17 protein-coding genes and 1 tRNA gene are annotated in these 16521 nt (G+C 72.6%); 4 read left to right on the plus strand and 14 right to left on the minus strand.

What is annotated here, in order from left to right; all coding sequences use genetic code 11:
- Positions 1-83: 83 nt before the first annotated feature.
- Complete coding sequence (locus SCAB_RS06000) at positions 84-611, plus strand: NUDIX hydrolase family protein (RefSeq protein ID WP_041668920.1); 528 nt, start codon at positions 84-86, stop codon at positions 609-611.
- Between the two features lie 13 nt (positions 612-624).
- Here SCAB_RS06000 and SCAB_RS06005 read toward each other — a convergent pair whose 3' ends face one another.
- From SCAB_RS06005 to tdh, 6 genes are all read right to left on the minus strand, one after another.
- Positions 625-2085, minus strand: a complete 1461-nt coding sequence (locus SCAB_RS06005) for a tetratricopeptide repeat protein (protein ID WP_012999154.1) — start codon at positions 2083-2085, stop codon at positions 625-627.
- Positions 2086-2316: 231 nt separating this feature from the next.
- Positions 2317-2390 (minus strand) — tRNA-Pro (locus SCAB_RS06010).
- A 177-nt stretch (positions 2391-2567) separates the two neighbouring features.
- On the minus strand, positions 2568-2927 hold the full coding sequence (locus SCAB_RS06015; protein WP_012999155.1) for an MmcQ/YjbR family DNA-binding protein: 360 nt from the start codon (positions 2925-2927) through the stop codon (positions 2568-2570).
- 41 nt (positions 2928-2968) lie between these two features.
- On the minus strand, positions 2969-3868 hold the full coding sequence (locus SCAB_RS06020) for a LysR family transcriptional regulator (protein ID WP_012999156.1): 900 nt from the start codon (positions 3866-3868) through the stop codon (positions 2969-2971).
- Positions 3869-3978: 110 nt separating this feature from the next.
- On the minus strand, positions 3979-5178 hold the full coding sequence (locus SCAB_RS06025; protein ID WP_012999157.1) for a glycine C-acetyltransferase: 1200 nt from the start codon (positions 5176-5178) through the stop codon (positions 3979-3981).
- Positions 5179-5252: 74 nt separating this feature from the next.
- Positions 5253-6281 (minus strand): L-threonine 3-dehydrogenase, encoded by a 1029-nt coding sequence (gene tdh / locus SCAB_RS06030; protein WP_012999158.1) that lies wholly within the window; start codon positions 6279-6281, stop codon positions 5253-5255.
- A gap of 190 nt (positions 6282-6471) precedes the next feature.
- On the opposite strand from tdh, the gene SCAB_RS46860 reads away from it, so the two are divergent.
- Positions 6472-6654 (plus strand): hypothetical protein, encoded by a 183-nt coding sequence (locus SCAB_RS46860; RefSeq protein ID WP_148274180.1) that lies wholly within the window; start codon positions 6472-6474, stop codon positions 6652-6654.
- Between the two features lie 42 nt (positions 6655-6696).
- Here the strand turns inward: SCAB_RS46860 and SCAB_RS06035 are convergent, their stop codons facing one another.
- The 6 genes from SCAB_RS06035 to SCAB_RS06060 form a co-directional block, all read right to left on the minus strand.
- Positions 6697-7254, minus strand: a complete 558-nt coding sequence (locus tag SCAB_RS06035) for a GAF domain-containing protein (RefSeq protein ID WP_012999159.1) — start codon at positions 7252-7254, stop codon at positions 6697-6699.
- Positions 7251-7850 (minus strand): GTP-binding protein, encoded by a 600-nt coding sequence (locus SCAB_RS06040; protein ID WP_037725418.1) that lies wholly within the window; start codon positions 7848-7850, stop codon positions 7251-7253. Before SCAB_RS06040 ends, SCAB_RS06035 begins: the two co-directional genes overlap by 4 nt.
- Entirely contained in the window at positions 7828-8199 is a 372-nt protein-coding gene (locus SCAB_RS06045; protein WP_012999161.1) for a DUF742 domain-containing protein, read from the minus strand. Before SCAB_RS06045 ends, SCAB_RS06040 begins: the two co-directional genes overlap by 23 nt.
- 2 nt (positions 8200-8201) lie before the next feature.
- Positions 8202-8633, minus strand: a complete 432-nt coding sequence (locus SCAB_RS06050) for a roadblock/LC7 domain-containing protein (RefSeq protein WP_012999162.1) — start codon at positions 8631-8633, stop codon at positions 8202-8204.
- Positions 8634-8713: 80 nt separating this feature from the next.
- Entirely contained in the window at positions 8714-10897 is a 2184-nt protein-coding gene (locus tag SCAB_RS06055; RefSeq protein ID WP_173402842.1) for an ATP-binding protein, read from the minus strand.
- 390 nt (positions 10898-11287) lie between these two features.
- On the minus strand, positions 11288-12466 hold the full coding sequence (locus SCAB_RS06060; RefSeq protein ID WP_012999164.1) for an MBL fold metallo-hydrolase: 1179 nt from the start codon (positions 12464-12466) through the stop codon (positions 11288-11290).
- 180 nt (positions 12467-12646) lie between these two features.
- Here SCAB_RS06060 and SCAB_RS06065 point away from each other — a divergent pair, with 180 nt between their 5' ends.
- Positions 12647-13828: a Glu/Leu/Phe/Val dehydrogenase dimerization domain-containing protein gene (locus tag SCAB_RS06065; RefSeq protein WP_012999165.1), complete on the plus strand. Its 1182-nt coding sequence runs from the start codon at positions 12647-12649 to the stop codon at positions 13826-13828.
- 41 nt (positions 13829-13869) lie between these two features.
- Positions 13870-14490, plus strand: coding sequence for a TetR/AcrR family transcriptional regulator (locus tag SCAB_RS06070; protein ID WP_012999166.1), 621 nt, complete (start codon positions 13870-13872; stop codon positions 14488-14490).
- Between the two features lie 167 nt (positions 14491-14657).
- Here the strand turns inward: SCAB_RS06070 and SCAB_RS06075 are convergent, their stop codons facing one another.
- Together SCAB_RS06075 and SCAB_RS06080 are read right to left on the minus strand one after the other, a co-directional pair.
- Entirely contained in the window at positions 14658-15407 is a 750-nt protein-coding gene (locus SCAB_RS06075) for an SDR family oxidoreductase (RefSeq protein WP_012999167.1), read from the minus strand.
- A 158-nt stretch (positions 15408-15565) separates the two neighbouring features.
- Positions 15566-16471 (minus strand): AraC family transcriptional regulator, encoded by a 906-nt coding sequence (locus SCAB_RS06080; RefSeq protein WP_012999168.1) that lies wholly within the window; start codon positions 16469-16471, stop codon positions 15566-15568.
- Between the last annotated feature and the right edge of the window lie 50 nt (positions 16472-16521).

The following is a 16521-nucleotide window of genomic DNA, read 5'->3' on the forward strand; positions in this document are numbered from 1 at the left end:
GGGACCCGGGCATCAGTGACAGGTGTGATCGGAGCGACGCGCGCACCGACTGACGTTGAAAGTATGATCGGCCAATGTCTGACATGACCGAAACCACGCCGGGCTGGCTGCCGTCCGACGAGCTCGAATCGGCACGCGCCCGGATGCCGATCCTGTACGTCGAGGCCGTGCCCGTGCGCGTCGACGACAGCGGCGAAGTCACCAGTATCGGGCTGCTGCTGCGCATCGGCCCGGACGGGACGGTCAGCCGCAATCTGGTCTCCGGCCGCGTGATGCACCACGAGCGGGTGCGCGACGCGCTCCTGCGACACCTGGAGAAGGATCTCGGACCGGTCGCGCTGCCGCGTGTCCCGTCCGCGCTGCAGCCCTTCACCGTCGCCGAGTACTTCCCGACGCAGGGCATCACCCCGTTCCACGACCCGCGTCAGCACGCGGTGTCCCTCGCCTACATCGTCCCGGTCTCCGGCGACTGCCGGCCCCGGCAGGACGCCCTCGACCTGGTGTGGTTCAGCCCCCAGGAGGCCGCGTCACCCTCGGTACAGAACGAGATGCCCGGTGGCCAGGGAGTCCTGCTGAAGCAGGCCCTGGCGCACGTGGGCTGCCTGTCCTAGGCGCGGCGGGCACTCAGGGCCTGCCCCCGAGGTACGCCTGGTGCGGGTTGCCGCTCAGCATCCGCGCGGCGGGGGCCGCCAGCCCGGCGGCCGTGTCGCGGGCGACGGCGGCCCGGCCCGCCTCGCCGAGGGCGTCGGCGAGCCGGGCCCGGCCGAGCCAGTTGTACGGGCTGTGGGGGCTCAGGCCCGCGCGTTCGCCGAGCAGCAGCCGCGCCAGGTCGTCCCGGCGGGCGCGCAGCGTCGCCTCCAGAAGGGTCCGCTGGATCGCGTCCCGCTGGGCGTGGCTGCCGCCGAAGGCGTGCAGCCGGCGACGGACGGGCCAGAGCAGTTCCACCACCGCCGGGTAGTCCTCGCGGGCGAAGGCCACCAGCGCCTGGCACACGGGCAGGCCGATACCACCGGTCATCACGCGGTTGGTGGGGCCGCTCCCCCCGTCGCGCCGCCCCCGCAGCCAGCGCGTACGGTCGGCGACGAACGCGTCCGCCGTCTCCAGCCGCCCCGCTCCCACGAAGGCCATGACGGCGTGCACGTCGTTGAAGGCGTAGAACGGCGGGTCCTCGCGGGCGGCCCACGCGTCGGCCAGCGCCTGCCAGCGGGCGTCCTGGTCCGAGCCGTCCAGGAACAGCCGCCACAACAGCGAGGCGGCGTCGAGGAGTTCCATGACGAACCCGGTCGAGTTCTCGTGGTGCAGTACGGCGTCGTAGATCCGCAGGGCCGTCGCCGTGTCGCCCGCCTCCAGCGCGTACAGGGCGTAGTGCCACCAGCTGTGCACCGTCAGCAGACTGCCGCTCGCCCAGTGGTCGAGACGGGCGTCCAGGAAACCGATGCCCTCGGCGAACCGCCCCTGCATCTCGTGCACATGGGCGACGGCGTGCATGGCCCAGATGTCGTGGGCGTTCTGCTCGACGGCGGCGAGGCCCGCCTCCTGGGCGCGGCCGTAGTGCCCCGACTCCTCCAGGCCGAACGCGTACATGCCCAGCAGCGGCCCGCGGTGGGGGTCGTGCTCGTCCCACGCGGGCAGTGCCCCGCCGATCCGGTCCCGCAGACGGGTGGCGTCACCGGTGAAGAAGTCGAGCTGGTGCCCCACCGCCAGGGCGAGCGGATCCCGGGGGCACTCCACGACCAGGTCCTCCAGGATCTGCGAGGCCCACAACAGATCGCCCCCGAGCCAGGCCTCCGCCGCCTCCATGTGCATGCGTTCCCGCGGGGGCAGGGAGGTGCGGTCCAGTCCGGCGCCGAAGGCGGCGAACCGGCCTCGGGCCCGGGCGGCGTCACCGGGCTCGGTGCCCAGCACCCCGAGGTAGGCGGCGAACGCCTGGGCGAGCGGCGAGGCCGGACAGGCGACCACCGCGGCCTTGACGGCGTCCGGGAAATCGGGCCGGAAGAACAGCAGCCCCTCCACGGCCCGGTCCAGGTGTTCCGCCGCCTCGGCGGTGCTCTCATGCAGGCGGTTGCCGTACCGGTCGGTCACCATGGCTGTTCAACTCCGGCGCGTGTCGGGTGTCGTCGGCTCGCGGTCCTCGACCCGTGACGGCACGGATCATCCCGCGCCCCCCATCCAAGCGACCGGCACTGCCCGCAGTCCACCGGGCACCCCCGACACTCCCCGGATCACCCCCGTGCGCCCGGCGTCTTGGTCGGCGGGCACACGAAAAAGGCCGCTCCGGATTGCTCCGAAACGACCCTGATCTGCGACTCCTTCGAGTCGGGACGACAGGATTTGAACCTGCGACCCCTTGACCCCCAGTCAAGTGCGCTACCAAGCTGCGCCACGTCCCGTTGCCCGCCTGACCTGGGGTTTCCCCTGGCCGAACGCGCACGCAAACAATACCGCACTCGGCCCGGTGGTCGCGCACCCGTTTTGTCGCGGCGCGACGCTCCCACGCCCCCGGACCGGCGGGCGGGCCTGGCCCGGGCGGCGCCGGCTCCGGCCCTCGGCGGAGGCGTCGGGCCGTGTCAGTCGGCTGCCGGGAGGCCCAACTCGGGGTGGGCGTCGAGCAGTCCGGCCGGGGCCGCCTGACGCCAGGAGTCGGCGAGGATGTCGCGCAGCTCCGGCTCGTCCTCCAGGGCGGAGAGCCGCACCCTGACCCAGGCGAAGCCCGCCTCGTGGTCGGCGATCCAGAACTTGCCGGGCTCGGCGAGAACCAGCTCGTCCCGCTCCTCCTTCGGGCAGCGCACGGCCATGGACGTCTCGTCCTCCGGCAGTGTCGCGAACATCTTTCCCGCCACCCGGAAGGTGGGCATGTTCCAGGCGACCTTCTCCGTGGTGTCGGGCAGGGAGAGGGCGGCACGTCGTACGTCTTCGGCATCCGGCATGAGTCGCACCGTAGCGGTCCCCACTGACAGGCGCGCCCGTCTCACTCTGCCGCCTCCCCGAGCGCCTCCAGCACCGGCCGGATCAGCGGGTGGCCCTCCGCGCCACGGCGTACGGCGGCGAAGACACGGCGTGTGGGGGCGACCCCGTCGACCGGGCGGACGACCACGCCCGTGAGGTCCGTGCCGCGCAGCGCCGAGCGCGGCACGAGGGCGACGCCCGCGTCGGCGGAGGCGAGCGCGACGACGGCACGGAAGTCGTCGGAGGAGTGTTCGAGGCGGGGCTGGAAGCCGGCGTTCTCGCAGGCCAGGACGACGACGTCATGGCAGGGGTTGCCCGGGTAGGGGCCGATCCACGGATCCTTGGCCAGTTCGGCGAGCGGCACCTCGGCCGTGTCGGCGAGACGGTGGCCGAGCGGCACGACCGCGTCGAAGGGCTCGGCGTACAGCGGGACGTGGGTGAGGCGGGGGTCGTCGGCGGCCGGGGCGCCCCGGTACTCGACGGCGACCGCGATGTCGACCTGCCGGTCCAGGACCATCGGCAGGCTCGCGTCGCCCTCGGCGTCCTGGACGCGCAGCCGGATGCCGGGGGCGGTCAGCGCGAGGCGGGCCAGCGCGGGTGCGACGACCTGGGCGATCCCGGTGGCGAAGGCGGCGACCGTGACGGTGCCGGCCGCGCCCGAGCTGTACGCGGCCAGTTCCGCCGCCGCCTGTTCCAGCCGGGCGAGGACCGCGTGGGTGTGGCCGAGCAGGATCTCGCCGGCCGGGGTGAGCCGGACGCCCTTCGCGCCGCGCTCGACCAGCCGGTGTCCCGTCTCCTGCTCCAGCGCCGTCAGCTGCTGGGAGACGGCGGACGGGGTGAGGTAGAGCGCGGCGGCAGCCGCTGTCACCGTGCGGTGGTCCGCCACCGCACGAAGGATGTGGAGCCGCCGCGCTTCGATCATGAGACCGATTCTCTCAAATGCGCGCTTTCCCCCTGAACCGGTCCGCCCGGACCACCGATCCCGGCCCGGCCCGGCCCGGCCCGGCGAGGCCCGCCGTCCCGGTCTCCGGCTCAGCCCTCCAGCTCGGCCCGCGCCGCCACGAACGCGTCGACCGCGCGGTGGACGTCCGCCGTCGAGTGCGCGGCGGAGAGCTGGACGCGGATGCGGGCCTGGCCCTGCGGGACGACCGGGTAGGAGAAGCCGATCACGTAGACGCCGCGGTCCAGGAGCAGCTCGGCCAGGCGGCCCGCCTTGGAGGCGTCCCCGATCATGACGGGGGCGATGGGGTGGTCGCCGGGCAGGATGTCGAAGCCCTCCTCGGTCATCCGGCTCCGGAACAGCGCGGTGTTCTCGGCGAGGCGGACGCGCAGGTCGTCGGCCGACTCCAGGAGGTCGAGGACCTTCAGGGAGGCCGCCGCGATCACCGGGGCGAGCGTGTTCGAGAAGAGGTACGGGCGGGAGCGCTGGCGCAGCAGGGCGACGATCTCGGCGCGGGCGGCGACGTAACCGCCGGAGGCGCCGCCGAGGGCCTTGCCGAGGGTGCCGGTGATGATGTCGACGCGGTCCATGACGCCGTGCAGCTCGGGGGTGCCGCGGCCGCCGGGGCCGGTGAAGCCGACGGCGTGCGAGTCGTCGACCATGACCATGGCGTCGTGGCGGTCGGCGAGGTCGCAGATCTCGCGGAGCGGGGCCACGTAGCCGTCCATGGAGAACACGCCGTCGGTGACGATCAGCTTCCGGCGGGCGCCGCCCTCCGTGGCCTCCTTCAACTGCCGTTCCAGGTCGGCGAGATCACGGTTGGCGTAGCGGAAGCGGCGGGCCTTGGAGAGGCGGATGCCGTCGATGATCGAGGCGTGGTTGAGGGCGTCGGAGATCACCGCGTCCTCGGGGCCGAGCAGGGTCTCGAAGACGCCGCCGTTGGCGTCGAAGCAGGAGGAGTAGAGGATCGTGTCCTCCTGGCCGAGGAACGCCGACAGCCGTGCCTCCAGCTCCTTGTGCACCTCCTGGGTGCCGCAGATGAAGCGGACGGAGGCCATGCCGTAGCCCCAGCGGTCGAGGGCCTCGTGGGCGGCGGCGATCACCTCGGGGTGGTCGGCGAGACCGAGGTAGTTGTTCGCGCAGAAGTTGAGCACCTCGCCGGGCCGGCCGCCGGCGGTGACGGCGACGGTCGCCGACTGCGGGGTGCCGATGACCCGCTCGGGCTTGTGCAGCCCGGCGGCACGGATCTCGTCGAGGGTGGTGCGCAGGTCGTCGCGCACGGAGTCGAACATCAGAAGGCTCCTAGGGTGCGATGAAGAGCGAGTGAGCCGAAGGGGCGCGCCCCGGAGGCGAACCGAGCCGGAATTCAAACAGTCCAGTCGAGGATGACCTTGCCGCCCCGGCCGCTCGCCGCGTCGGCGAAGGCCGCCTCGAAGTCGCGGTGGCCGTAGCGGCCGGTGATCACGGGAGCGAGGTCGAGTCCGCCCTCCAGGAGGACCGACATCGCGTACCAGGTCTCGAACATCTCGCGGCCGTAGATGCCCTTGATCGTGATCATCGAGGTGACGATCCGGGCCCAGTCGACCGCGAACTCCTCGGTCGGCAGACCCAGTACGGCGATCTTTCCGCCGTGCGTCATGTTGGCGATCATGTCGCGCATGGCCTCGGGGCGCCCCGACATCTCCAGGCCGACGTCGAAGCCCTCGCGCAGCCCCAGCTCCCGCTGTCCGTCGGCGATCTCCGCCCGCGACACGTCCAGCGCCAGGCTGACGCCCATCTTGCGGGCCAGTTCGAGACGTTCCTCGCTGACGTCGGTGATCACGACGTTGCGGGCTCCCGCGTGCCGGGCCACCGCCGCCGCCATCAGACCGATCGGCCCGGCGCCGGTGATCAGGACGTCCTCGCCGACCAGCGGGAAGGACAGGGCGGTGTGCACGGCGTTGCCGAAGGGGTCGAAGACGGCCGCGACGTCCAGGTCGACGGGGACGCGGTGCACCCAGACGTTGGTCGCGGGCAGCGCGACGTACTCGGCGAAGGCGCCGTCGCGGCCCACCCCGAGACCGACGGTGGCGCGGCACAGATGACGGCGGCCGGCGAGACAGTTGCGGCACTTGCCGCACACCAGATGGCCCTCGCCGCTGACCCGGTCGCCGACCTGGACCTCGGTGACGGCACGGCCGGTGTCCACGACCTCGCCGACGAACTCGTGGCCGGCCACGAGCGGTGTCCGGATGGTCCGCCGGGCCCAGCCGTCCCAGGCCCGGATGTGCAGGTCGGTGCCGCAGATACCGGTCCGCAGGACCTTGATCAGTACGTCGCCGGGGCCGATCTCGGGCTCGGGGACGTCGACGAGCCACAGACCGGGCTCCGCCTTCTCCTTGACCAGCGCCTTCACGTCACGGCTCCTGGGGGTGCGCCCCGGCGCCGGGCATGACGAACAGGCCCGTACCGGGGAGAGGGGTGGGATCGCCGATCAATCTGCCGTACCGCGGTGCCCCGGGTCCATCGAGGTTTTCTTAACCACCGCCGCAGCTTTCCTTCACACCCGCACCTCGCCCGGTGCCGCGAACTGAAAGGGTGTGCTCATGACCAATGAGCCAGATATCGACATGGGTCCGGAGCCGGACGCCCTGCCTCGGTGCGGGGAACCCGGACCGGACAGCTGGACCCTGCTGCTGCAGGGTGGCAGTTTCTGCACCCTGCCGCTCGGCCACTCGGGCAGGCACTACGAGCCGGGAGCGCCCCGGACCTGGATCGCCGACGAGTAGCCTCCTCGGCGATCCGCCATGAAGTGCCGCCCCTTTTCCCGGTCACGGGTACGCCTCCCGCCCCTCGATCCGGGCGGCCAGTTCCGCGGCCATCGACTTGATGGTCTCCAGACCGGCCCTGCCCCACGGCCGCGGCTGGACGTCGAGGACGCAGACCGTGCCGAGGGCGATGCCCGAGCGGTCCAGCAGCGGGGCGCCGAGATAGGAGCGGACGCCGTGGTCGTCGACGACGGGGTTCCCGGCGAACCTCGGGTACTCCGTCACGTCCTCGAGGACGAGCCCCTTGCGGCGGACCACCACGTAGGGGCAGAAGCCGTGGTCGCGGGCCGGACGCCGGTCCACCCCGAACAGGGAGGTGTCCGCCGTGGGCCGCGCCGACACATGCAGACCGGCGAAGAACTGCCGGTCCTCGTCGATGAAGTTGACCATCGCGTAGGGCACCGCGGCGACCTCGGCGAGCCGGTCCGCGAAGGCGTCGAAGGCCGGTTCGGCGTACGCGCCGAGCCCCAGGTTCCGCAGCCTGCGCACCCGCTCGGGAGCGTCGGGGTCCTCGGGGGTGAGCAGCAGCCGGCCGACCGGACGCGGCGGGTCGTACGTCACGTGTGGGCTCCGTGGCTCGGGAGCTGCGTCGGTGTGTGGGCGAGGAGGTGCCGGACGAGGGTGAGCAGGGTCTGGACGCCCGAGCTGGAGATGCGCGCGTCGCAGCAGACGACGGGGATCTCCGGGTCGAGGTCGAGGGCGGCGCGCACCTCCTCGGCGTCGTAGCGGTAGGAGCCGTCGAACTCGTTGATGGCGACGATGAAACCGAGACCGCGCTGCTCGAAGAAGTCGACGGCGGCGAAGCAGTCCTCCAGACGGCGGGTGTCGGCGAGGATGACCGCGCCGAGGGCGCCCTCGGAGAGCTCGTCCCACATGAACCAGAACCGCTGCTGACCGGGGGTGCCGAAGAGATACAGCACATGCCGCGGATCGAGGGTGATGCGGCCGAAGTCCATCGCGACGGTCGTCTCGACCTTGTTCTCGATGCCGTCGAGATTGTCGGTTGCGGCGCTCACCGTGGTGAGCAGTTCCTCCGTACTCAGCGGCGCGATCTCGCTCACCGCGCCGACGAAGGTGGTCTTGCCGACCCCGAACCCTCCCGCCACCAAGATCTTCAGTGCGGTGGGAAAGGGGTCAGAGCTGTCGTCGTAGTCCATCGAGCACTGCCTCCAGAAGAGACCGGTCTGTCGGGTTGTGGTGGAAAACCGGGGGCTTGGTGGTGAGGGCCCCGCAGTCGACGAGGTCGGACAGCAGCACCTTGGTGACCGCCGCCGGCAGCTTGAGGTGAGCCGCGACCTCGGCGACCGAGACGGGTGCCCGGCACAGGTCGAGTGCGGTCGCGTGCTCGGGACCCAGATAGCCGAGGGGGGTCGCCCCGGTGGCCATCACCTGGGAGAGGAGATCGAGCGCTGTGGTCGGCCGGGTCCGGCCGTTGATGACGGTGAACGGGCGTACCAGACGCCCGGCGGCGTCGTCGTACAGGGGTCCGTCGCCGGACTCGGACACGTTCAAGGCCTCATCGCGGTGGGCTGGACGGCCTGACGCGGATGGGTGACCAGGTACGGGCGGACGCTCTTGACGAGCATCGCCATCTCGTAGCCGAGGACGGCGGCGTCGGTCTCGCGTCCGGCGAGCACGGCGAGGCAGGTGCCGGAGCCCGCGGTGGAGACGAAGAGCAGGGTCGAGTCCAGTTCGACGACGACCTGGCGGACGTCACCGCCGTCGCCGAAGCGGACACCCGCGCTGCGTCCGAGGGAGTACAGGCCGGAGGCCAGGGCCGCCATGTGGTCGGCGCTGTCCGGATCGAGGCCGTGGACCGACTTCACGAGCCCGTCGCAGGAGAGCAGCACCGCGCTCCTGGTGTGCGGCACGCGCTGGACGAGACCGCTCATCAGCCAGTCGAGATCGGATGCCTGGCCGGTCGGCGCATCGCTCGCCATGGTGGATCGACTCCTTGAGGTGCGTTGGTCTGCGAGAGCGCAGGGGGTGCGGACCGTGGTGGGGGTGGTGAGGGGGCTGGTCATCCGGCCGGTGCGCTCCCGTCCTGCCGGGACGTGCGGTCGTGTGCCGCGTCGAGGGCCGACGGCGGTACGGCTATGGGGGCGGCGCCCGCGGGGTGTCCGCCGAGCGGGTGTCCTCCCTGGGGCCGGGCGTGCGCCGGCGGGGCCGGGGAGCCGGCGGCGGGGCCCGTGTTCGGGTGCCCCGGGGCCGGCCGGCCGGCCGTCGGCTGTCCCATGTCGATGCGGGAGGCGGCGTCGGGGGCGGGGGGTGCGAGGTCCGCGGCGGTCGTGTCCAGCGTGGAGGTGTCCCAGTCGGAGCTCTCCGTCCGACGTGCCTCGGCGAGCCCGATGCCGCGCTGGAAGGCGGCCATCAGCCCCGGGTCGTGGCCCACGTAGTGATCGGGGTCCCGCGAGGGCGTGGGCGCGGGGCCGCCGCGGAGCTGCGGCACGATGTGCTGCTGGGCGCGGCGGCGGGGCAGCTGGGGCTTGCCCATGGTCCCGCGTACGGCACCGCCGGCGCGGGGAGTGGGGGGTGCCCCGGCGTTCTCGTCGACGGCCCGCCGGTCGTCGGGGCGGATGCCGGGGACCGCCTCGGCGGGGTTGGGCCGCTCGCCCCGGGCACCCCGCACGGGCAGCGGGACGTGCCCGCCGCCGCCCCGGCCGGGCGTCTGCTGGCCGCCGGACCGTCCCGGCCCCTGCTGCCGGGGCACGGAGGCGCGCGCCGGGCCCGGGGCGGGGCGGTGGCCGGGCTCGGGGCGCGTGCCGGCCGGACGGGCGGGTTGTGCGGGCGAGGGCCGGCCGGTGGCGGTGCGGTCCGGCTGATCGGCCGCCGGGCGGTCGGCGGCCGGACCGTCGGCCGGGCCGGAGCCGGAGTACCGCTGGGCAGGGGCGGCCTGCACGTGGCGGGGCGTGTCGGGGTGGCGTACGGGGGTGCTCCGCCCGGTGGGTGGCTGGGGCTGCGCGTGGGTCTGGGGCCGGGTCTGCGGCAGGTCGCCGGGCTCGTTGCCGAGGAGGCTCTGCGGGACGACGAACGCGGCCTGGACACCGCCGTAGATGTTGCTCTGCAGCCGGACCTGGATGCCGTGGCGGCGGGCCAGCTGGGAGACCACGAACAGGCCGATGCGGCCGTCCTGGAGAAGGCTGGCGACGTTGACCTGGTCGGGGTCGGCGAGCAGGGCGTTCATCCTGTCCTGCTCGCCGACGGGCATGCCGAGCCCCCGGTCCTCGACCTCGACGGCCAGTCCGGAGGTGACGAGGTTGGCGCGGAGCAGGACCTGGGTGTGCGGGGCGGAGAACACGGTGGCGTTCTCGACGAGTTCGGCGAGGAGGTGGATGACGTCGGCCACCGCGTGCCCGCGCAGGGTGCCGTCGACCGGGGGCACCAGCTTGACCCGGGAGTACTGCTCGACCTCGGCGATGGCGGAGCGCAGCACCTCGGTCATGGAGACGGGGTTGCTCCACTGGCGGCGGGAGACGGCGCCGCCGAGGACGGCGAGGTTCTCGGCGTGGCGGCGGATGCGGGTGGCGAGGTGGTCGACGTGGAAGAGGCCCTTGAGGAGGTCGGGGTCCTCGATCTCGTTCTCCAGGTCGTCCAGGATGGTGATCTCGCGCTGGACGAGGGACTGCAGCCGGCGTGCCAGGTTCACGAAGACTTCGAGCTTCTGTTCGCTGCCCGCGTGGCTGGAGAGCTGGGAGGCCTGGACGACGGCGGTGACGGCGCTGTCGTGGGCCCGGGTCAGGTCGGCGGCGAGCAGGTCGAAGTCGTCGGCGTCCGGGGCGGGCTTGGCGTGCGGGCCGCGCGCGGGCGGCTGGTCGCCGCGCCGGAGCGCTTCGACGAGGGCGCGCAGGTCGTCCTCGCTCCGGCCGCTGACCTGCCGCAGGGCGCCGAGGCGGTCGCGGACGGAGCGAGCGGTGCGGCCGGCGGCCACGGCGCCGATCGCGATACCGGTGAGGGCCACCGCGGCGGTTCCGGCGAGGACCGCCCACAGGGTGAGGCTGGGGCGGGCGCCGCCGGCACGGAAGGTGAAGAGGACGGCGGCACAGGCGCTGAGGGCGACCGCGGTGGGGGGCAGGACCGCGAGGCGCATCAGCTGTGACCGTATGTGGATCTCGGGCAGCGAGGGGACGGCGCGGGGGGCCGATCGTCCGTGCCGCCCGCCCTCACGGCGGTCTGCGCGGGCGGCCGGTGCGCGAAGGTGAGACATCAGCGTCCTCGTACTGGTCCGTCTGGAGCGTGGGGGGATTGCCGCGTCCGGGCGACGTGGGCATGCGCCCTCGCGTGTCGGTCGCGAGAGTCGAAGAATTCAGCCCAGCGTTGCCCGACGGCAACTCACAGTAGTCGCCGATGCGTCATGTGCGGTGCGCAGTTGACAAAGACCTTCACAATGCGTCCCGCTCTGGTATGAGGGCTCGTGCGACAGTCCGATTATTTTTCGGACGGGCGTTCCTCTCATTTTCCTTTTGCGTTTGAATTCCGATCAGAGTCGTTCAGAACAGGTCACCGAAAGACGTCGAGGGCCGGGGAGCGCATTGCTCCCCGGCCCTCGACGTCGATCGAAAAATCACCCTGTCGGGAGAATTCCCGAGCGGATTTCTCAGCTTTCGGCCACCAGGTCCAGCCGGTCCCCCACGGGCGGCCAGGCCGCCCAGCCGCCGGCCGGCTGCCGGGCCACGGCACGCCACCACGGATCCACCGGCGGGGTGCTCCGCGGCTCGAACGGCGCCCCCGGGCGCGGGGCGGCCATCGTGACCCCCGCGTCGTGCGTGGCCCACATCATCCGCTCGCCCGGCTCGGCCCAGGCGTGCATCGCCAGGTTGAACGTCGCCCAGTGGATCGGCATCATCACGCCGCCGGGCTCACCGCCCTGCAGGTCGAGATGGGTCCGCAGCCCCTCTTCGGGAGTCATGTGGATGTCGGGCCAGAACTCGGAGTAGGCCCCGACCTGGATCATCGTGAGGTCGAACGGGCCGTGCTCGGCGCCGATGTCCGCGAAGCCGCCGAAGTACCCGGTGTCGCCGCTGTGGTAGATCCGGTGCTCGTCACCGGCGACGACCCAGGAGGCCCACAGCGTGTGCTGGGTGTTGCGCAGGCCCCGGCCGCAGAAGTGCCGGGCGGGGGTGGCCGTCAGGGTGAGGCCGCCTACCTTCGTCGCCTCCTGCCAGTCCAGCTCGCGGATCCGGTCCGCGCCGACGCCCCAGTGCTCCAGATGGGCGCCGACACCGAGGGGTACGGCGAAGACGGTGTCCGTGCCCGCCAGCTCCTTGATCGAGGGCATGTCCAGGTGGTCGTAGTGGTCGTGCGAGATGACCACCACGTCGACCGGGCCGAGCGCGGCCAGCGGCACCGGCACGGGGTGCAGCCGCCGGGGGCCGGCGAAGGCGAACGGGGAGCAGCGCTCGCCCCAGACGGGGTCGAAGAGCACCCGGTGCCCGTCGATCTCGGCGAGTACGCTCGAATGGCCCATCCACGTGATCCGCAGCCCGCTCGCCGGGGGCGAGGCCAGGTCGGCGAGGGTCGTGGCGTGCACGGGGATGAGCCCCGCGGGGGCCCGCCGCACCCGCTCGTCCTTGCGGAACCAGCTTTTCGCCATCTCCGCGGCGGCGCCGCCGGAGGGACGGATCTGGGCGCCCTCGGGATTCACGAAGACCCCGTTCGCGAAGTGCGGGGATCTGCGGATCCGCTCCATCCGGGCACCGCTCGGGTCCGCGCCGAAGGCGGCGGGCCGCGCTGCGCGCAGCCCCGAGCTGAGAGAACGGGATCCGGAACCGGACACGGCACCTCCTGGTGAATTCGCTCAGGCATCCCATTATGGGGCGCCTCGGTGACGACGCCGGGTCCGACCCGACCCCGCGCGGTGCAATACTGACCAACTATTCAGTAGCTCGATTTGTTCCCGCCGCCCGCATTCTCCGCCCACGTTCCTCCGCCCCGCCGGGCCGACCCGAGGAGTCCCATGACCACGCCCCCGTTCGTGTCCCTGACCTGGACCGACCACGTCACGGGCCGACAGGGCTTCCTCGTGGTGGACCGGCTGGTGCGCGGGGTCTCCAGCGGAGGTCTGCGGATGCGGCCGGGCTGCACCCTCGACGAGGTCGCCGGGCTCGCCCGCGGCATGACCATGAAAGAGGCGTTGCACTACGACCCCGCGAGCCGCTACGTCCCGCTGGGCGGCGCGAAGGGCGGCATCGACTTCGACCCCCGGGACCCTGGGGCGTACGGCGTCCTGGTCCGCTACCTGCGGGCGATGCGCCCGTACATCGAGCACTTCTGGACCACCGGCGAGGATCTCGGGCTCACCCAGGACCTCATGGACCGCGCGGCGGCCGAGGCGGGTCTCGTGTCGACGATCCAGGCGGTGTACCCCCTCCTCGACGACGAGAGCGCCGCCCGGCGGCGCCTCGCGGACGCGTTCGCGGTCCAGGTGGACGGCATCGGCCTCGACGAGCTGGTCGGCGGGTGCGGTGTCGCCGAGTCCGTGCTCACGGCCCTGGACAGGGCCGCCGCGCCGTACGCCGGGACGCGCGTGGCCGTACAGGGCCTGGGCACCATGGGCGGGGCCACCGCCCGCTTCCTCGCCCGCGCCGGGCTCACGGTCGTCGCCGTGGCCGACATCAAGGGCACCCTCACGAACCCGGCGGGCCTGGACGTCGAGGCACTGCTCGCGGCCCGCGACCCGTACGGCACGGTCGACCGCTCGGCGCTGCGGCCCGAGGACCGGGAGGCGCCGGCCGACGCCTGGCTCGCCGCGGAGGCCGACGTCCTGGTCCCCGCGGCCGTCTCCTACGCGATCGACGCCGTCAACGAGCACCGGGTGACCGCCCGGCTCATCGTCGAGGCGGCCAACATGCCCGTCCTGCCGGCGGCCGAGGATGCGCTCGCCCGCCGGGGGGTCACCGTCCTGCCCGACGTCGTGGTCAACTCCGGGACGAACGCCTGGTGGTGGTGGACCCTCTTCGGCGACGTCGGACCCACCGCGGACGAGGCGTTCGCCCACGTCCGCCGCTCCATGCGCGCCCTGGTCGACCTCATGCTCACCCGGGCCGGGGCCGACGGCACGACCCCCCGCGCCGCGGCCCACGCCATCGCCGCCGACCGGGTACCGGCCATCACGGAGAGATTCGGTCGGCACCGCTGAGCGGGGCCGCGGCCGTCCGCGGGCCTGGGTAGGGTTGCCGTGTGGGCAGGGTGCGGTTGAGTGTGGCCGAGCGGCGTGCGGAGCTGCTCCGGGCCACCGTCGGGCAGATCGAGGAGCGGGGCGTCGCGGCGGTGCGGATCGCCGACGTGGCCGCCGTCCTCGGGGTGAGCAACGCCCTGGTGCTGTACCACTTCTCCACCAAGGAAAGACTGGTTGCCGAGGCCTTCCGGTACGCCGCCGAGGACGACCTCGCCCATCTCCGCAAGCTGCTTGGCCGGCGCACCACGGCGCTGCGCCGGCTCCGTGCGGCCGTCCGCTGGTACGCGCCCACCGGCCAGGCCAAGGGCTGGCGGCTGTGGATCGAGGGCTGGGCCGCCGCCGTGCGCGATCCCGCCCTGCGCGAGGTCACCCGCGAACTGGACACCCGGTGGAAGGCCGCCCTCACCGAGGTGATCGAAGCGGGTGTGGCGGCCGAGGAGTTCCGCTGCCCGGACCCCCCGGCGACGGCCCTGCGCCTCACCGCTCTCCTGGACGGCCTGGCCGTCCAGCTGACGGCCTACGGCGGCACCGTCTCGCGCGCCCGGGCCCAGGAATGGGCCGACGAGGCCCTGGCCCACGAGCTGGGCCTGACCCGCGCGTCCCTGACGGCGGCAACCCGCTGAACCCGCGGATCCGGCCCTCGCTGCGACCTGGACTTCTTCGAGGTCAGAGCTTTCAGCAGTCGTGTTGATGACCGACTGCGCGGAGGTCCGTCGGTGCCGGTCGGGTTGCCGACGGACGCGCGGGCTGCCGAGTACGGCGGGGCGCCGTCCGGCACGGAGTCGGCGTGTCACTTCGCCTGGGAGAGCGAGACGGCGTCGGCGCCGGCGGGGAATCGCAGCTGGCCGGTCGTGTCGTGCACGGCTCGCCACACCGTCTCGGCGACGTCGCTCTCCCTGGTGAACAGGTCCTGGCCCGTGAAGTCACCCATGGCCTTCTTCGCCCAGGGTGCGTAGGGCGCCGGGACCAGCTCGTCCAGCGAGGCGCCCTTGGTCGCGTTGGCCGCGAAGTTCGTCGTCAGGCAGGCGCCCGGCTGGACCGTCTTCACCCGCACACCGAACGGCGCGAGCTCGAGCGCGAGGGATGCGGTGAACCCCTCGACGGCCATCTTGCTCGCCTTGTAGACGGCCGAGAGCGGCATGTGCCCCAGCACGACGCTGGAGGTCACGTTGACCACCACGCCGGAGCCACGCTCGCGGAACTGGGGCAGTACCGCCTGCGTCATCGCCATCACGCCGAACGTGTTGGTCTCGAAGACCTCCCGCACTCGGGCCATGGGGGTGCCCTCGAACACACTGATCGAGGGCACGCCCGCGTTGTTGACCAGGACGTCGACGGGGCCCACGGCCTCGAACGCGGCGGTGATGCTCTCGGGCCTGGTCACGTCGAGCTCGACGACGCGGAGCCGGTCCGACTCGGGAAGGACGCCCGGACGCGGCGCCCGCATCGTGGCGATGACGTTCCACCCCTGGGAGTGGAAGTGGAGGGCGGTCTCCCGCCCGTAGCCGGACGAGGTACCAGTGATCAGAACCGTCTTCATGTCGTGCCCCTTCGCGATGTGGTGGGATCCATCCGGGTGGGCAGGCATTTTCCTGCTCCACGGAAGAACCGGTAATCCCATTGAATCGCTCTGACCTGCGGAGATGGTAGAACTATCCTCGCTGCTCCTTGCACGATCCTCCAGCAAGGCCACCTCGCTCAGGGCAGGAGGCCTGCCGGTGCGCGCACGGTCTGACGCAGGCGGGCGGCGTCCTGGCTGGGGGGCGCGCCGAACTGGCGGCGGTACTCTCGGCTGAACTGCGACGGGTTGTCGTAGCCGACGCGCCGGCCGACTCCGGTGACGTCTCCGGGGTGGGTGGCGAGCAGCAGCCGGGCCTCCTGGAGCCTGATCTGCTTCTGGAACTGGATGGGGCTCATCGCGGTCACCGCTTGGAAGTTGCGGTAGAAGGCGGAGACGCCCATGCCGGACTGCCGCGCCACGTCCTCGACCCGGAAGGGCTGCGCGTAGTGCTCGCGGATCCAGCGCACGGCTCGCGAGATGTGGCTGAGGCTGCTGTCGGCCAGGCCGAGCTGGCGAACCGTCGCACCCTGCTCGCCGGTGATCAGACGCCACAGGATCTCGCGCTTGACCAGCGGGGCCAGTACGGCCCGGTCGCGGGGCTCGTCGAGCAGGCGCAACAGCCGGACCACCGCGTCCAGCAGCGCGGCCGGAGCGTCACAGACGGCGATCCCCGACGGCGCGCCCCCGCCGCTCCGGGGGGCGCCTCCGGGCCCGGCCTCGAACAGCAGCTCGGCCACGGCGGACGGTTCCAGGACGAGGCCGAACCCCAGCGCCGGCTGCTCGGGGTCGGCCTGGGTGAACTGCCCCGTGACCGGCAGATCGACGGATGCGACCAGGTACTGCCCGGGGCCGTACGCGAACACCCTCTCCCCCAGGGCGAGGCGTTTGGCGCCCTGCGCGATGACCGCCAGGACCGTGCCGGACATCGAAGGCGCCGGCGGATCAGGGCGGTCGACCTTCGAGATGAGGACGCCGTCGACGGCCGTGGTCCAGTCGGGCCGCGCATGGCGGGCCAGCAGGCTGCGGAGCTCTCCGAGGTACATGCGTCCATTGCAGCACCACTCCGCGCATCGGTTCCCAAGGCCGCGAGGAT

Source organism: Streptomyces scabiei 87.22, assembly GCF_000091305.1.
GTDB lineage: Bacteria > Actinomycetota > Actinomycetes > Streptomycetales > Streptomycetaceae > Streptomyces > Streptomyces scabiei.